This is a genomic window from Streptomyces sp. NBC_00094 (genome assembly GCF_026343125.1).
In the GTDB taxonomy this organism is placed as follows: domain Bacteria; phylum Actinomycetota; class Actinomycetes; order Streptomycetales; family Streptomycetaceae; genus Streptomyces.
On record NZ_JAPEMB010000001.1, the window covers coordinates 359,645 to 376,080 of the forward strand.

General features: G+C 71.9%; 11 protein-coding genes. 3 read left to right on the forward strand and 8 right to left on the reverse strand.

Going from position 1 to position 16,436, the window contains the following annotated elements; genetic code table 11:
- Positions 1-38: 38 nt before the first annotated feature.
- Positions 39-2,504 carry a penicillin acylase family protein gene (locus tag OG580_RS01685; RefSeq protein WP_267041840.1) on the forward strand — a complete coding sequence of 822 codons (2,466 nt, stop codon included), beginning with the start codon at positions 39-41 and terminating at the stop codon, positions 2,502-2,504.
- Here OG580_RS01685 and OG580_RS01690 read toward each other — a convergent pair.
- On the reverse strand, positions 2,494-3,591 hold the full coding sequence (locus tag OG580_RS01690; protein ID WP_267041841.1) for a calcium:proton antiporter: 1,098 nt from the start codon (positions 3,589-3,591) through the stop codon (positions 2,494-2,496). The genes OG580_RS01685 and OG580_RS01690 overlap by 11 nt on opposite strands.
- A gap of 176 nt (positions 3,592-3,767) precedes the next feature.
- Between OG580_RS01690 and OG580_RS01695 the strand changes: the two genes are divergently transcribed.
- Complete coding sequence (locus OG580_RS01695; RefSeq protein WP_267041842.1) at positions 3,768-6,143, forward strand: phospholipase D-like domain-containing protein; 2,376 nt, start codon at positions 3,768-3,770, stop codon at positions 6,141-6,143.
- Between the two features lie 118 nt (positions 6,144-6,261).
- Here the strand turns inward: OG580_RS01695 and OG580_RS01700 are convergent, their stop codons facing one another.
- The 3 genes from OG580_RS01700 to OG580_RS01710 form a co-directional block, all read right to left on the reverse strand.
- On the reverse strand, positions 6,262-7,812 hold the full coding sequence (locus OG580_RS01700; protein ID WP_267041843.1) for an acyl-CoA synthetase: 1,551 nt from the start codon (positions 7,810-7,812) through the stop codon (positions 6,262-6,264).
- A complete protein-coding gene (locus OG580_RS01705; RefSeq protein WP_267041844.1) occupies positions 7,809-8,918 on the reverse strand; it encodes a nitronate monooxygenase family protein in 1,110 nt (369 codons plus the stop codon). Before OG580_RS01705 ends, OG580_RS01700 begins: the two co-directional genes overlap by 4 nt.
- A gap of 123 nt (positions 8,919-9,041) precedes the next feature.
- Positions 9,042-9,368, reverse strand: a complete 327-nt coding sequence (locus OG580_RS01710) for a hypothetical protein (protein WP_267041845.1) — start codon at positions 9,366-9,368, stop codon at positions 9,042-9,044.
- Between OG580_RS01710 and OG580_RS01715 the strand changes: the two genes are divergently transcribed.
- A complete protein-coding gene (locus OG580_RS01715; RefSeq protein WP_267041846.1) occupies positions 9,367-11,235 on the forward strand; it encodes a serine hydrolase in 1,869 nt (622 codons plus the stop codon). The genes OG580_RS01710 and OG580_RS01715 overlap by 2 nt on opposite strands.
- 18 nt (positions 11,236-11,253) lie before the next feature.
- Here OG580_RS01715 and OG580_RS01720 read toward each other — a convergent pair whose 3' ends face one another.
- From OG580_RS01720 to OG580_RS01735, 4 genes are all read right to left on the reverse strand, one after another.
- The gene (locus OG580_RS01720; RefSeq protein ID WP_267041847.1) at positions 11,254-12,183 is read right to left on the reverse strand and encodes a LysR family transcriptional regulator; all 930 of its coding nucleotides are present in this window, start codon (positions 12,181-12,183) and stop codon (positions 11,254-11,256) included.
- A gap of 43 nt (positions 12,184-12,226) precedes the next feature.
- Entirely contained in the window at positions 12,227-13,420 is a 1,194-nt protein-coding gene (locus OG580_RS01725; RefSeq protein WP_267041848.1) for a glycine C-acetyltransferase, read from the reverse strand.
- A 3-nt stretch (positions 13,421-13,423) separates the two neighbouring features.
- Positions 13,424-14,458, reverse strand: coding sequence for an L-threonine 3-dehydrogenase (gene tdh, locus OG580_RS01730; RefSeq protein ID WP_267041849.1), 1,035 nt, complete (start codon positions 14,456-14,458; stop codon positions 13,424-13,426).
- A 319-nt stretch (positions 14,459-14,777) separates the two neighbouring features.
- Positions 14,778-16,349, reverse strand: a complete 1,572-nt coding sequence (locus OG580_RS01735; RefSeq protein WP_267041850.1) for an NAD(P)/FAD-dependent oxidoreductase — start codon at positions 16,347-16,349, stop codon at positions 14,778-14,780.
- Between the last annotated feature and the right edge of the window lie 87 nt (positions 16,350-16,436).

Here is a 16,436-nt window from a genome sequence, read left to right on the forward strand (position 1 = left end):
TGCGACCCGCAGTGCTCATCCATCCGTTGGGAGGCACCTTGCACCTCCGCACCCGCCTGAAACACCTGGCGATCAGCGGCGCGGCCCTCGCCGTCGTCACCGCCACGCTGCCCGGCGCGGCGGCGGCCGACTCCGGGGACCGGGGCCACCGGCCGTCCGACCGGGGCCTGTCGGCCGTCATCCGGTACACCGAGTACGGCATCCCGCACATCGTGGCGAGGGACTACGCGAACCTGGGCTTCGGCACGGGCTGGGCGCAGGCCGCCGACCAGGTCTGCGTCCTCGCGGACGGCTTCGTGACCGTGAACGGCGAGCGCTCCCGGCACTTCGGTCCGGGAGCCGCCCCGGACGGTTCGCTCTCCTCGGCCACCACGAACCTCTCCAGCGATCTGTACTTCCGCGGCGTGAAGGACGCCGGAACGGTGGAGGAGCTGCTCGAGACGCCCGCTCCGGCCGGGCCGAGCGGCGACCTCAAGGAGCTGATGCGCGGCTGGGCGGCCGGCTACAACGCCTGGCTGCGGAAGAACCGGGTCACGGATCCCGTCTGCGCGGGCGCCGACTGGGTCCGGCCCGTGAGCGCGCTCGACGTGGCCCGGCGCGGCTTCGCCGTGTCGGTGCTCGGCGGGCAGGGCCGGGCCGTCGACGGCATCAACGCCGCCCGGCCGCCCGCGGCGGCCTCCGCTCTCCTGGCGGCCGATCGGGAACCCGGTCGGATTTCCGTTCCGGAAGCCGATCCGGGACCCGATCCGGGACCCGATCCGGAACCGGATCCGGAACCGGATCCGGAGCGCGCCGCCGAGGCCGCCCGTGCGCTGTTCGCCGCCGAGAACGCCACGATGGGCTCCAACGCCGTCGCGTTCTCCGGGGCCACGACGGCCGACGGGCGCGGGCTGCTCCTCGGCAATCCGCACTACCCCTGGCAGGGCGGCCGCCGGTTCTGGCAGTCGCAGCAGACCATCCCGGGCGAGCTGAACGTCTCGGGCGCCTCGCTGCTCGGCACGACGGTCGTCAACATCGGCTTCAACGACAAGGTGGCGTGGAGCCACACCGTCGCGACCGGAGTGCCCCTCAACCTCCACCAGTTGACGCTCGCCCCCGGCGACCCGACCTCCTACCTGGTGGACGGCCGACCGGAACGGATGACCGCGCGCACCGTGACCGTGCCGGTCAAGGACGGCGCCCCCGTCACCCGTACCCAGTGGTGGACCCGGTACGGGCCCGTCGTCGGCGGCCTCGGGGCGCAGCTCCCGCTGCCGTGGACCACCACGACGGCGTACGCGCTCAACGACCCCAACGCGGCCAACCTGCGCGGTTCCGACACCGCGCTCGGCTTCGGCAGGGCGCGCTCCACGCAGGACATCGCCGACACCCTGCGGCGGACGCAGGGGCTGCCGTGGGTCAACACGATCGCGGCCGACTCGGCGGGGCACTCCTACTTCAGCCAGTCGCAGGTGCTCCCCCGGATCACCGACGAGCTCGCCCAGCGCTGCTCCACCCCGCTCGGCCGGGCCACCTATCCGGCCTCGGGCGTCGCGGTCCTCGACGGCTCGCGCTCCGACTGCGCGCTCGGCTCCGACCCCGACGCGGTCCAGCCGGGAGTCTTCGGCCCGGCGCGGATGCCGGTGCTGCGGGACACCCCGTACGTCGAGAACTCCAACGACAGCGCCTGGCTGACCCACGCCGAGCGGCCGCTGGCCGGGTACGAGCGGATCTTCGGCACCATCGGCACCCAGCGCTCGCTGCGCACCCGGGGCGGTGTCGAGGACGTGGCGGCGATGGCGGCCCGGGGGCGGCTGACGGTGGCCGACCTCCAGCGCCAGCAGTTCGCCAACCGGGCTCCGGCCGGCGATCTGGCGGCGGCTGACGTGGCCGCGGCCTGCCCTGTGGCGCTGCCGGACGATCCCGAGGCCTGCCGGGTGATCGGGGCCTGGGACCGGACGGTGGACACGGAGAGCCGGGGCGCGCTGTTCTTCGACCGGTTCTGGCGGAAGTTCACCGGGACGGTGCCGCCGGCCGAACAGTGGAAGGTGCCGTTCTCCGCGGCCGATCCGGTCCGCACCCCGCACACGGTGAACACGGCGGCGCCGGGCTTCGCGAAGGCCCTGCGGGACGCGGCGGCGGAGCTGCGGGCGGCGGGGATCCCGCTGGACGCGCCGCTCGGCTCCCACCAGTTCGTCGTGCGGAACGGGGAGCGGATCCCGGTGAGCGGCGGGACCGAGTCGCTGGGGATCTGGAACAAGACCGAGCCCGTGTGGAACGCGACGGGCGGCGGTTACGTGGAGGTCGCGCACGGGACCAGCCATGTGCAGGCGGTGGGCTGGGACGGGAGCCGGTGCCCGGTGGCGCGCACCCTGCTCTCGTACTCCCAGTCCTCGAACCCCGCGTCGCCGCACTACAGCGACCAGACCCGCTTGTACGCGGGCGAGCGCTGGGTGACCTCCCGGTTCTGCGAGAAGGACATCCTGCGCTCGCCGGCGCTGCGGGTGGTGGTCGTCAGGGGCTGAGCGAGAGGAACACGAAGGCGGCGAAGATCACGAGATGGACGCCGCCCTGGAGGAGCGTGGCCCGTCCGGGCACCACGGTCAGGGCGCTCACCACGCCGGTGAGGGCGAGCAGGACCATGTGGACCGGCCCCAGGCCCAGCACGAGGGGCCCGGACAGCCAGATCGAGGCGAGCGCGATCGCCGGAATCGTCAGGCCGATGCTGGCGATCGCGGAGCCGTAGGCGAGGTTGAGGCTGGTCTGCATGCGGTCCCGGCGGGCCGCGCGGACGGCGGCGAGGGTCTCGGGCAGCAGCACCATCAGTGCGATGACGACACCGACGACCGCCTTGGGCAGTCCCGCCGACTCGACGCCGTCCTCGATGGTGGGCGAGACGAGCTTGGCGTTGCCGACGACGGCGACGAGGGCGACGAGCAGCAGGCCGAGGCTGACCAGGGTCTCGCGCTTGCCCGGCGGGTCGGCGTGCTCGTCCGCCGACTCCTCGCCCGGCCGGGGCACGGGGAGGAAGTAGTCGCGGTGCCGGATGGTCTGGACGGCGACGAACACGCCGTACAGACAGAGGGAGGCGACGGCGGCGAAGGCGAGCTGCGCGGAGGAGAACTCGGGGCCCGGCTCACTCGTGGTGAAGGTCGGCAGGACGAGCGTCATCACGGCGAGGGTGCAGACGGTGGCGAGCGCGCCGCCGGAGCCCTCGGCGTTGAAGACCGCGACGCGGTTGCGGAGCGCGCCGACGAGGAGGGAGAGGCCGACGATGCCGTTGCAGGTGATCATGACGGCGGCGAAGACGGTGTCGCGGGCGTAGGTAGAGGTCTTCTCGCCGCCTCCCGCCATGAGGGTGACGATGAGTCCGACCTCGATGACGGTGACGGCGACGGCGAGGACGAGCGAGCCGTAGGGTTCGCCGACGCGGTGGGCGACCACCTCCGCGTGGTGGACCGCCGCGAGGACGGCGGCGACGAGGCAGAGCGCGATGAGCACGACAGCGAAGCCGGGGAGGTCACGCCCCCAGGCCACGCCGAGCGCAATCAGCGCCACCACCGGCCCCCAGGTGGTCCAGTGCCGTGTCATCGCCGTCGTGCTCGAACTCATGATCCGCATCTTGCCACAAGGGGTGCATTTGCCCGTTTGGTTCAGCTGTCGTGGCCGGCCCCGACAGCCCTGCGCGGCCCGTGATCGCCGGGATCGACGCCGCTGCGGTGCGGCAGGATGGGCAAGCCCACCGAACACATGCGGGCCACGAGCACCATGACGTCGAGGTGAAATCCTTGAGAATCAGAACACTTGCCGCGCTGGCGCTGAGCGTCATCACCGCCGCTGCCGTGTCGATGCCCGGTGCGTCGTCCGCCGCGGTCAGCGCCCCGCCCCTCACAGGAGCCCCCGAGGCTCAAGCCGCCGCCGCGGTGTCGCCACCGCTGGAGGCGGTGTTCAACAATCCCCTTCCCACCGGCACCGCGGGCTACGACCGGGCCATCGAGAAGCGACTCCTGGAGCTGATCGGCACGGCCACCCCCGCATCCAGCATCAGGGTGTCCTTATACACGATGGAAGACCGGCAGATCGCCGACGCACTCATCAACGCCCAGGCCAACGGCACCGACGTACGTGTCCTCAGCGAACGCTGCCCGTGGGTGAAGGGCGTGACCGACCGTTGCGCCGCCCCACTCCACCCGGAGGTCAGCCATCTGGCGCAGGGGCTCGGCAACGCCCCGGACGGCACGCCGCGCGTGGTCCTCTGCAAGCAGGGCTGCATGCAGAACAAGGACATCAACCACGACAAGTTCTGGCTGTTCAGCGCCCTGAACGACGGCCGGACGAACGTCGCGGTCCAGTCCTCGCACAACCTGGCGGCCAACACCGCCGGGTTCGCGGACAACATGGTCATCAGCTCGAATGACGTGCAGATATACCAGGGTTACGAGCACACCTGGAACACCATGCGGGCGAACGAACTCGCCAACAAGAGCAATGGCCTCTGGACGGAGGTCGACGCCCAGGGGGCGGGCGACTTCAGCGGACACGCAGGCACGGTCGCGGGGTGGCGTTACCCGCGGAACGCCGTGGTCAACGGTGTGATGAACGACCCGGTGGCCAGGAGCATCTCGGCTCTCGACTGCTCCACCGGCCCGGAAGTCCACATCGCGATGTCCTCGTGGGGCGGTCGCGCCGAGGTGGACAAGGCTCTCGCCGCCAAGGTCGACGACCCCGGCGCCGGCGGCAAGCGGTGCAAGTTCAGGATCGTGACGGCCGGCAGCCCCGAGCTCGCGGAGAAACTGGAGCCGGACGCGGCCCACCCGAACCGGGACGTCCAGATGTGGGCGGTCACGACGAACAGTCTCAACGGGGCATCAGGCGGAGTGCACTCCAAGTACGTGCTCCTGTCCTGGGACGACGCCGACGGAACAGCTCACCGCGTGGTCCACACCGGCTCCGACAACTTCAACGACGCCGCCGTCCAGTTGGCCGACGAGACAGGTCTGCGGATCACGGATTCCGGAATCTACAACGCCTTCAAGTCCAACTGGGAGCAGCTGCGCAGGCAGAACGACCTGACCGCGAACAAGCTGACGGACATCCCGTTCCTCTACAACTACGCCAACAAGACGACCATGCCGCTCACGTTCGGGACGACCGAGTTCGGCACGTTCCGCGACCCCAAGCGCTCCCCTGCGGCCGGCAGCCCCACGGTGCCCCGCAAGGCCGTCAAGGGCGACGTCAACGGCGACGGCGTGCTCGACATCGTCAACCTCAACGACGAGGGCATCAACGCCACCACCGGCAAGATGACGTTCTCCCTGGAGACCTTCCTCGGCAAGCCCGACGGTCGCTACTCCACGGGCACCAAGTCCTGGACCGCGAACTCCGACTGGGGCTGGTACAGCAGCATGCGCCTCACCAGCGGCGACTACAACGGTGACGGGCGGGACGACGTCGCCGCGCTCTACACGTACGCGGGCACCGGCGACGCATGGAAGTTCCTCACGTTCCTCGCCAACCCGGACGGCACCTTCTCGGGACCTCGGACCGCGTTCGAGAGCAAGGGCGGCTGGGCCCTGACGAGCCGGATGCAGTTCGTGAGCGGGAAGTTCGACTCCGATCTCCGCGACGACATCTCGGTCCTGTCCTCCGCCGACGGGCTCGGCCTCCACACGTTCACCGCCAAGGCGGACGGCACCTTCAACGCCCCCGCCGGCTCCTGGCACGTGACCAACACGGGAGCCGGATACTGGGGCTCGGCGGACCGGACGACGATCGTCAGCGGCAACTTCGACGGCCAGGGTGGCGACGACATCGCGGCCCTGTACGACTACGCGGACGGCGCTGTAGGCCTGCACACCTTCACCTCGCAGGCCGACGGCGGGTTCAACAGTCCCGTGGGCTCGTGGAAGGAGCTCAACACGCCGAATCTCTGGGGCTCCGCCGACCGGATGAAGCTGACCACCGGCGACTTCGACGGTGACGGGCGCGACGATGTCGCCTCCCTCTACGGGTTCACCACACCGGTCCCACCGGCCACGAACCCCCCCATGGCTGTGCACATCTTCGGCACACGAGCGGACGGCAAGTTCAACGCGCCGTTCCGTGGCTGGTACAACAACGAGGATGCGTTGGTGTGGGCGTCTATCCAACTGCCGGCGTCCTGACCCCTGCCGCACAGGTTCCGTGAGCTCCCGCAGGACGCGGCATCGGCGACACCGCAGGGTGTCGCCGATGCCGATGCCCGCGCCGCCGCGACTCCGGCCATGATCCGCCGGACAGGCCCTAGACCGGGCGCTCGCGGCCTTCCCAGTACGGGTCGCGGAGACGGCGCTTGTACAGCTTGCCGTTGGGGTCGCGGGGCATGGTGGTGACGAAGTCGACCGTCTTGGGGCGCTTGAATCCGGCGAGGCGGTCGGCACAGTGGGTCAGGATCTCGTCGGCGAGCGCGGGACCCGCCTCGTACCCCTCGGCCGCCTCGACGACGGCCTTGACCTCCTCGCCCCAGTCGGCGTGCGGGATGCCGAAGGCGGCGGCGTCCGCGACCGCGGGGTGGGTGAGGAGGGCGGCCTCGATCTCGGCGGGGTAGATGTTGACCCCACCCGAGATGATCATGTCGATCTTGCGGTCGCGGAGGAAGAGGTAGCCGTCCTCGTCGAGGACACCGAGGTCGCCGACGGTGAAGAAGTCGCCGATGCGGTTCTTCGCCGTCTTCGCCTCGTCCTTGTGGTACCGGAAACCGCCGGTGTTCATCTTCAGGTAGACGGTGCCGACTTCGCCGGGCGGCAGGCGCTTCCCGTCGTCGTCGAAGACGGCGAGCTCGCTGATGGGCCAGGCCCTGCCGACCGTGCCGGGCCTCTTCAGCCACTCCTCCGCGGTGGCGAAGGCACCGCCGCCCTCGCTGGCCGCGTAGTACTCCTCGACGCACCGGCCCCACCAGTCGATCATCGCCCGCTTGACGTGCTCGGGGCAGGGCGCGGCGCCGTGGATGGCGTGGCGCATGGAGGAGACGTCGTACCGCTCCCGTGTCTCCTCGGGGAGGGAGAGCAGCCGGTGGAACTGGGTGGGGACCATGTGGGTGTGGGTGCAGGCGTACCGGTCGATCAGCCGGAGCATCTCCTCCGGCGTCCACCGGTCCATGAGGACGAGCGGGTGCCCGATGTGCAGGGCTGCGGCGGCGAACTGGAGCACGGCGGTGTGGTAGAGCGGCGAGCAGACGAGATGGACGTTGCCGTCGGCCGGCCGGATGCCGAAGATGCCCAGGAAGCCGCCGAGATGGGTCTCCTCGGGGAGCTTCCCGGACAGCGGGCGGCGGATGCCCCGGGGCCGTCCGGTCGTCCCCGAGGTGTAGTTCATGACCCAGCCGAGGGTGCGGTCGTCGGGCGCGGAGCCGTCCTGGCCGTCGAGGAGTTCGGCGTACGGGCGGAAGCCGGGAACCGTGCCGACGGCGTAGCGGTGGGTGGGGGCGAGTCCTGCCTCGTCGGCGGCGAGGGTCGCCGCCTCGGCGAAACGCTCGTGGGTCAGCAGGACCTTGGCGCCGGAGTCGGCGACGATCCAGGCGATCTCGGGGCCGACGAAGTGGTGGTTGACGGGGACCAGGTAGAACCCGGCCTGGGTGGCGGCGAGATGGGCGGTGAAGAACTCGGGGCCGTTGGGCAGGACGACGGCGAAGGCGTCGCCCCGTTCGAGTCCGGCGGCGCGCAGCCCGTGGACGAGCCGGTTGGCCTCGGTGTGCAGCCGGCCGGCGGTCCACTCCTCGCCGTCGGGGGCGACGAGCACCGTACGGCCGGGGTCGGCGGCGGCCTGGGCCCAGAATCCGGTGGCTCCCTGGCTCATGCCTCGCTCCGTCCCGCGATGCGGTTGATGCGGTCGACGGCCTTCTCGAAGCCCCGGGTGAGCTCGTCGACGACCTGCTGGACGCTGCGCTCGGAGTTCATACGGCCGACGATCTGACCGACGGGCGTGCCGAGGAGCGGGTCGACCTCGTACTTCTGGATACGGGAGACGGCCTCGGCGACGAGAAGTCCCTGAAGCGGCATGGGGAGCGGGCCCGGGCCCGCCGGGTCGTCCCAGGCGTCGGTCCACTCGGTACGGAGCTGGCGGGCGGGCTTGCCGGTCAGCGCGCGGGAGCGGACGGTGTCGCCGGAACCGGCAGCAAGCAGTTTGGCGGTCAGGGCGCGCGAGTGCAGGTCGGCCTCGGTGGTGGTGAGCCAGATCGAGCCGAGCCAGACGCCCTGGGCGCCGAGGGCGAGTCCGGCGGCGATCTGTTCTCCGCTGCCGATGCCTCCGGCAGCGAGGACGGGCAGCGGGTTCACCGCTTCGACGACCTCGGGGGTGAGGACCATGGAGGCGATCTCGCCGGTGTGGCCGCCGGCCTCGTACCCCTGCGCGACGACGACGTCGATGCCGGCGTCGGCGTGGTGGCGGGCGTGGCGGGCGCTGCCCGCGAGGGCCGCGACCAGGACCCCGTGGTCGTGGGCGCGGGCGACGACGTCCGGGGGCGGGGAGCCGAGGGCGTTGGCCAGGAGTTTGATCGGGTAGTCGAAGGCGACGTCGAGCTGGCCGCGGGCGACCTGCTCCATCCAGCCGGTGATCCGCCAGCCGGAGGCCTCGCCCTCGGCGAGCTCGGGCACGCCGTGTTTGGCGAGGGTCGCGCGGACGAACGCGCGGTGCTCCTCGGGGATCATGGCTTCGACGTCCGCCTCACTCACGCCCTCGACCTTCTTCGCGGGCATCACGACGTCGAGCCCGTAGGGCAGCCCGTCGGTGTGCTCCTGCATCCAGTCGAGGTCGCGGGCGAGGTCGTCGGGCGCGGTGTAGCGGACCGCGCCGAGAACTCCGAATCCGCCGGCTCTGGTGAGGGCGGCGGCCACCGCGGGGAAGGGCGTGAAGCCGAAGATGGCGTGCTCGATCCCCAGGGTGCGACTCAGCTCCGTCTTCATGGGCGGCAGGATGCCGCAGCGGTGCGAAGGAGGGAAGAGATTTTCTGATGCTGCGTCAGATTCTTTCGTGACGACGCATCCACCGCTCTCGCGCCTGGCAGGGGGTGAGTGGCCGCCGCCGTCTCAGCTCTCTTCCGGGGCGTCGAAGGCCGGCCCTGCGTCCTGCGACGCGTGAGGTTGCCCTTTCCGTCCGGCGTCCCGCGCCGCCCTCGCCGCGGTGACCTCCCGCTCGATCTCCTCCCTCAGCAGACGCAACCGGGCTTCACGCTCGGCACCGGTCAAGCCCGTGAGGCCCAGTCTGGCGTCACGTTCCTCCTGGGACACAGCGCCCCTCCTCTCCTCGGTCGCCCTCATCCTTCCCGGCCCGCACCCGGCTGTGAAGGGGCATCGTTCGCACGGCGACGGCACGGCGACGTTTCGTCGCGGCTCCTCGTGGGAGAGGGTGGGCATGACGGAGGATGCGGCACGAGACGGAGCACTGAGCCGCCGCGGGTTCGGCGGCGGCGTACTGGCCCTGGGAGGCGCGGTGATGATCGGTTCTGTGCCCGGGGCCGCGGCGGCGCCGGGCCCGGAGAGGGCGGGTCCCCGGGCTTCCGGTGGGGCGGGCTCCTGGACCGCGGTGGCGGCGCGGCGGACCACACTGCGGCGCGGGTCGGCCGAGCGGGCCGGGCTGCTCTCCGCGCACCTGGACGGACTGGTCACGGACGCCGAGACGTTCCTCGTCCCCTCCCCCACGCACCCCTGGTACGCGGGGGCGGTCCTGCTCGCCGGGCGCGGCGGGACCGTCGCCCTGCACCGGCCGATCGGCTCGGCGGTGCGGTACTCGGCGTACGACGAGAAGACGGACACCGGGGTCGAGTTGCCGCCCGGGGAGCGAATTCCGATGACCGAGGACACCGTCTTCGACCTGGCGTCCGTCTCCAAGCTGTTCACCTCGATCCTGGCAGTGCAGCAGATCGAGCGCGGGACGCTCGATCTGGAGGCGAAGGTCACCACGTACCTCCCGGAGTTCGGGGGCGGGGGGAAGCAGGACGTCACGGTCCGTCAGCTGCTCACGCACACCTCGGGGTTCCGGTCCTGGATCCCGCTGTACCGGGAGCCGACCCGGGAGGGGAAGCTGCTGCTGATCTGGAACGAGGTCCCGGCCCACCCGCCGGGCTCCGCGTACCTCTACTCGGACCTCAACCTGATCTCGCTGCAGCTGATCCTGGAGGAGATCACCGCTCGCGGTCTCGACACCCTGCTCCACGACGAGATCACCGCTCCACTCGGGATGCACCGCACTCGTTTCAATCCACCGCTCTCGTGGCGGCCGGAGATCGCCGCGACCGAGGACGCCCGGCGCCCCTGGTCGGGGCTGGACCGGGGCATGGTGTGGGGCGAGGTCCACGACGAGAACGCCTACGGTCTGGGCGGGGTCGCCGGCCACGCCGGGATCTTCTCGCGCGCCTGGGACCTCGCGATCCTGGCCCGCACCCTCCTCAACGGCGGGGCGTACGGCCGGGCGCGCATCCTCTCCCCCGAGTCCGTGGACCTGATGTTCACCGACTTCAACACCGCCTTCCCCGGCGACGAGCACGGACTGGGCTTCGAGCTCTACCAGCACTGGTACATGGGCGCGATGGCCACGCCCCGCACCGCCGGCCACACCGGATTCACCGGCACCAGCCTCGTCCTGGACCCGTCGACCGACGCGTTCCTCATCGTCCTCGGCAACTCCGTGCACCCCGTGCGTTCCTGGCGGTCCGGCTCCGCGCCGCGCGTCGCCGCGGCGGACCGGCTGGCCAGGGCCGTGCCGGTGCGGCGGGACCGTGCGGGTACCTCGCCCGAGCCCTCGGCTTCGGCCGAGAGCGGAAGGCCCCCCTGGTTCTCCGGCATGACGAGCGGAGCCACCGGCACGCTCACCCTGCCCGCCGTACCCGGCGCGGCACGGCTGGAGTGCGCCCTGTGGTGGGACACCGAGCCGGGCGCGGACGCCGCGCACCTGGAGGCCTCCACGGACGGCGGGGCGACCTGGACGCCGCTGCCGTTCGTCACCGTACGGACGGGAGAAGAGCCCAGGCCCCACCCCTCGGGGACGGCGGACGGCTGGTCCGGGCGGGTCTGGCACACACTGACGGCGGAGGTACCCGGGCGGGACACCGTGCCCGTACGGCTGCGCTGGCGGTACGCGACGGACAAGCGGTACGCCGGACGAGGGGTGTACGTGGACCGGATGCGGGTCCTGGACGCCGCCGGGCGGCCGCTCTTCGACGAGGCCAGGCCGGCGGACCGGTCCCGTATCGAGGCGGTGGGGTGGACGCCCTCCGCCGACTGAGCGGGCGGAGCCGGACCGTCAGCGTGCCGCTTCGGCCGGTTCCGGTTCCGGTGCCGCCGCCGCGCGCAGTTCGGCGAGGACCGGGCTGATCAGGGGGTGCTCCTCGGCGCCGCGCCGGACGGCGGCGAAGACCCGGCGGGTGGGGGCGACCCCGTCCACCGGGCGGATCACCACGTCGGTCAGGTCCGTGCCGCGCAGGGCCGAGCGCGGGACCAGGGCCACCCCGGCCGCCGCGGAGGCGAGGGCCACGACGGCCCTGAAGTCGTCGGAGACATGCGCGAAGCGCGGGGCGAAACCGGCGTATTCGCAGGCCAGGACGGTGACGTCATGGCAGGGGTTGCCGGTGGACTGGCCGATCCAGGTGTCCTTGGCGAGGTCGGCGAGCGCGACCCGCTCGCCGCCCGCGAGGGGATGGTCCCGGGGCAGGATCGCGTCGAAGGGCTCCGCGTAGAGCGGGACGCGGGTGAGGCGGGCGTCGTCCTCTCCCGGCGCGCCCCGGTACTCGACCGCGACGGCCACGTCGACCTGCCGGTCGAGGACCATCATCAGACTCTCGTCGCCCTCGGCGTCCCGTACCCGGACCCGGATGCCGGGGGCGGAGCCGGCCAGTGCCCTGATGGCGGGGGCCACCACGAGTCCGATGCCGGTGGCGAAGGCGGCGACCGTGACCGTACCGGCCTCGCCGGAGCCGTAGGCGGCGAGTTCCGACTCGGCGCGCTCCAACTGGGCGAGGACGGCGTTGGCGTGGCTGAGGAGGATCTCGCCGGCCGGGGTGAGACGGGCGCCGCGGGCGCTGCGGTCCACCAGGCGGTGGCCCGTCTCCTGCTCCAGGGCGGCGAGCTGCTGGGAGACGGCGGAGGGGGTGAGATAGAGCGCGGCGGCCGCCGCCGTGACCGTACGGTGGTCCGCCACCGCACGGAGGATGTGCAACCGCCGCGCTTCGATCATGCCCCTAGTCTCGCAGGCCGCGGGGCCTGCGTTCGCCTCGGCCCTACAGGGCCGCGCGGGCCTCGACGAAGGCGTCCACGACCCGGTTCACGTCCTCCGTGGAGTGGGCGGCGGAGAGCTGCACGCGGATCCGGGCCTGGCCCTGCGGCACGACCGGGTACGAGAAGCCGATCACGTACACGCCGCGCTCCAGGAGCAGCTCGGCCATCCGGCCGGCGACGGCCGCGTCGCCGATCATCACCGGGGCGATGGCGTGGTCGCCGGGGAGGATGTCGAAGCCCTCCTCGGTCATGCGGGAGCGGAAGAGCGCCGTGTTGGCGTTCAGCCGGTCGCGCAGGTCTCCGGCGGACTCCAGCAGGTCGAGGACCTTGAGGGAGGCGGCGGCGATGACCGGGGCGAGGGTGTTGGAGAAGAGATACGGGCGCGAGCGCTGGCGCAGCAGGGCGACGATCTCGGCGCGGGCCGCGACGTAGCCGCCGGAGGCGCCGCCGAGGGCCTTGCCGAGGGTGCCGGTGATGATGTCGACGCGGTCCATGACGCCGTGCAGCTCGGGGGTGCCGCGGCCGCCGGGGCCGACGAAACCGACCGCGTGCGAGTCGTCGACCATGACCATGGCGTCGTAGCGCTCGGCCAGGTCGCAGATGTCGGCGAGCGGGGCGACGTAGCCGTCCATCGAGAAGACGCCGTCGGTGACGATCAGCTTGCGCCGGGCGCCGCCCTCGGTGGCCTCCTTGAGCTGCTGCTCCAGGTCGGCCATGTCACGGTTGGCGTAGCGGAAGCGGCGGGCCTTGGAGAGGCGGATGCCGTCGATGATCGAGGCGTGGTTGAGGGCGTCGGAGATGACGGCGTCCTCGGGGCCGAGGATCGTCTCGAAGACACCGCCGTTGGCGTCGAAGCAGGAGGAGTAGAGGATCGTGTCCTCCTGGCCGAGGAAGGCCGAGAGGCGCGCCTCCAGCTCCTTGTGCACCTCCTGCGTGCCGCAGATGAAGCGGACGGACGCCATGCCGTAGCCCCAGCGGTCGAGCGCCTCGTGGGCGGCGGCGACGACCTCGGGGTGGTCGGCGAGACCGAGGTAGTTGTTGGCGCAGAAGTTGAGGACCTCGCCGGGGCGGCCGCCGGCGGTGACGGCGACGGTGGCCGACTGGGGGGTGCCGATCACGCGCTCGGGCTTGTGGAGCCCGGCCTCGCGGATCTCTTCGAGGGTGGCACGGATGTCGTCGCGTACGGAATCGAACATGGGTCAGGCTCCCGCAGTCCAGTCGAGGATGATCTTGCCGCTCTTGCCGGAGGCCGCGTCGTCGAAGGCGGCCTCGTAGTCGGAGTACGCGTACCGGCCGGTGACGACGGGGGCCAGGTCGAGACCGCCCTCCAGGAGCACCGACATCGCGTACCAGGTCTCGAACATCTCGCGGCCGTAGATGCCCTTGACCGTGATCATGGACGTGACGATCTTCGCCCAGTCGACGGCGAAGTCCTCGCTGGGCAGGCCGAGCATGGCGATCTTGCCGCCGTTGGTCATGTTGGCGACCATGTCGCGCATGGCGTGCGCGTTGCCCGACATCTCCAGGCCGACGTCGAAGCCCTCCTTGAGACCGAGGGTGCGCTGGCCGTCGGCGATGGTCTGCTCGGCGACGTTGAGGGCGAGGGTGACGCCCGTCTTGCGCGCCAGGTCGAGACGCTCCTCGCTGACGTCGGTGATGACGACATTGCGGGCGCCGGCGTGCTTGGCGACGGCGGCGGCCATGATGCCGATCGGGCCCGCGCCGGTGACGAGGACGTCCTCGCCGACGAGCGGGAAGGAGAGCGCCGTGTGCACGGCGTTGCCGAAGGGGTCGAAGATCGCGGCGATGTCGAGGTCGACGGGGACCCGGTGCACCCACACGTTGGAGGCGGGCAGCGCCACGTACTCGGCGAAGGCACCGTCCCGGCCGACACCGAGGCCGACGGTGGCGCGGCAGAGGTGGCGGCGGCCGGCCAGACAGTTGCGGCACTTGCCGCAGACGAGGTGGCCCTCGCCGCTGACCAGGTCGCCGACGGCGATGTCGGAGACGTCACGGCCGACGGAGACGACCTCGCCGACGAACTCGTGGCCGATCGTCAGCGGCGTGGCGATGGACCTCTGCGCCCAGCCGTCCCAGGAGCGGATGTGGAGGTCGGTTCCGCAGATACCGGTCCGCTTGACCTTGATCAGTACGTCCCCGTGGCCGGTCTCCGGCTCGGGCACGTCCGTGAGCCAGAGTCCCGGCTCCGCCTTCAGCTTGACCAGCGCCTTCAATGCAACGGCTCCCGACGTGCGTGTCCTGTGATGGTGGGGGTGCGGGCACGACCGCGCGCCCAAGATCCCTGGAAGAGAATCTTCCGTACATGGGGCCCCGGGTCCATCGAGGATTTCTTAAGCGCGCTCGCAGGTCAGCTTCACACCGCAGGCGGGGTGGGCCGGCGCCGAAGCGGTCGGGTGGGTGTTCGAGGGGGCGAGGGCTCCGCAGGGGAGGCGCGCGTCACCGCGGCGGGGGCTTCGCAAGCAAGGCGCGTCGGCGGCTCCGGCGAGCAAGGCGCGCGTCACCGCGGCGGCGGCCCCGCCAGGGATCCGCTCGTCATCGCCCGAGGGCGGCCATCGCGGCGTTGTGGCCGGGGATGCCGCTGACTCCCCCGCCGCGCATCGCGCCCGCGCCGCACAGCAGCACGTTGGCGTGGCGGGTCTCGACGCCCCACCGGCCCGTCGACTCCTCCCCATAGGGGAAGGAGAGGTCGCGGTGGAAGATGTGCCCGCCGGGCAGACGCAGATCGCGTTCGAGGTCGAGCGGGGTCTTCGCCTCGATGCAGGGGCGGCCGTCCTCGTCGAGGGCGAGGCAGTCGGCGATCGGTTCGTCCAGGTGGGCGTCGAGCTGGGCGAGGGTCGCCTTGAGGAGCGCGGCCCTGGTGCCTTCGTTGTCGGCGGCGAACAGCCGGGCGGGCGTGTGCAGACCGAAGAGCGTGAGCGTGTGGTGGCCCTGCGCGGCGAGTTCGGGACCGAGGATCGTCGGGTCGGTCAGCGAGTGGCAGTAGATCTCGGACGGCGGGGCGGTGGGGAGGTGTCCGGCGGAGGCCTCGGCGTGGGCGGCGGCCAGCTGCCCGTACCCCTCGGCGATGTGGAAGGTCCCGGCGAACGCCTCGCGGGGGTCGACGGAACGGTCGCGGAGCCTCGGCAGCCGGGTGAGCAGCATGTTGACCTTGAGCTGGGCGCCTTCCGCGGGCGGCGGGGGCGTCTCGCCGAGCAGCGCCGCGAGCTCCTGCGGGGAGGCGTTGACGAGCACCTGTCCGGCGTCGACGGTGGCCTCGCAGTCGTCGGCCGTGCGGTAGGTGATCGCGGCACGGTGACCGTCGGTCTCGATACGGGTGACCTCGTGGCCGGTGAGGATGCGGGCCCCGGCGGTGCGGGCCGCGTCCGCGAGGGCGTCGGTGAGGGCGCCCATGCCGCCGACGGGGACGTCCCAGTCGCCGGTGCCGCCGCCGATGACGTGGTACAGGAAGCAGCGGTTCTGGAGCAGCGTGGGGTCGTGGGCGTCGGCGAACGTGCCGATGAGCGCGTCGGTGAGGACGACTCCGCGCACGAGGTCGTCGGCGAAGGTCCGTTCGACGGTGACGCCGAGGGGGTCCTCGAAGAGCATCCGCCACGTCTCGGCGTCGTCGACGCGGGCGCGGAGTGCGTCGCGGGTGGGGAGAGGCTCGGTGAGGGTGGGGAAGATCCGGCGGGCGGCACGGGCCGTACGGCCGTAGAAGGCCTGCCAGGCCTCGTACTCGCGGTCGGAGCCGGTGAGCGCGGCGAAGGAGGCCCGGGTGCGCTCGGGGCCCCCGCCGACGAGGAGGCCGCCGTCGCCCTTCGGCGTGTACGAGGAGACGGACCGCTTCCGTACGGCGAAGCGCAGCCCCAGCTCGCGCGTGATCTTCTCGGGGAGGAGCGAGACGAGGTACGAGTACCGGGAGAGCCGGGCGTCGACCCCGGCGAACGGCCGGGTGGACACGGCGGCCCCGCCGGTGGACCCGAGCCGCTCCAGGACGAGGACGCTCCGTCCGGCACGGGCCAGGTAGGCGGCGGCGACGAGGCCGTTGTGACCGCCCCCGACGACGACGGCGTCGTACGCGCGGGGTGCGGTGGGGACACCGGGAAGCGGAGCGGGCACGGTCATGGCTCATGCAAACACGAGTCCGGCCGACCGGGGAAGACCACGGAACCGGTCGCTCCGACCGCACCGGCACGGCGCCGGGCGCCAAGC

Excerpts from the sequence above, each read along its gene's own strand:
- OG580_RS01700 (WP_267041843.1), bottom strand. The coding sequence starts at position 7,812 with ATGAGCCAGGGAGCCACCGGATTCTGGGCCCAGGCCGCCGCCGACCCC.
- OG580_RS01720 (WP_267041847.1), bottom strand. The coding sequence starts at position 12,183 with ATGATCGAAGCGCGGCGGTTGCACATCCTCCGTGCGGTGGCGGACCAC.
- OG580_RS01735 (WP_267041850.1), bottom strand. The coding sequence starts at position 16,349 with ATGACCGTGCCCGCTCCGCTTCCCGGTGTCCCCACCGCACCCCGCGCG.
- OG580_RS01705 (WP_267041844.1), bottom strand. The coding sequence starts at position 8,918 with ATGAAGACGGAGCTGAGTCGCACCCTGGGGATCGAGCACGCCATCTTC.
- OG580_RS01715 (WP_267041846.1), top strand. The coding sequence starts at position 9,367 with ATGACGGAGGATGCGGCACGAGACGGAGCACTGAGCCGCCGCGGGTTC.
- OG580_RS01710 (WP_267041845.1), bottom strand. The coding sequence starts at position 9,368 with ATGCCCACCCTCTCCCACGAGGAGCCGCGACGAAACGTCGCCGTGCCG.
- OG580_RS01725 (WP_267041848.1), bottom strand. The coding sequence starts at position 13,420 with ATGTTCGATTCCGTACGCGACGACATCCGTGCCACCCTCGAAGAGATC.
- OG580_RS01690 (WP_267041841.1), bottom strand. The coding sequence starts at position 3,591 with ATGAGTTCGAGCACGACGGCGATGACACGGCACTGGACCACCTGGGGG.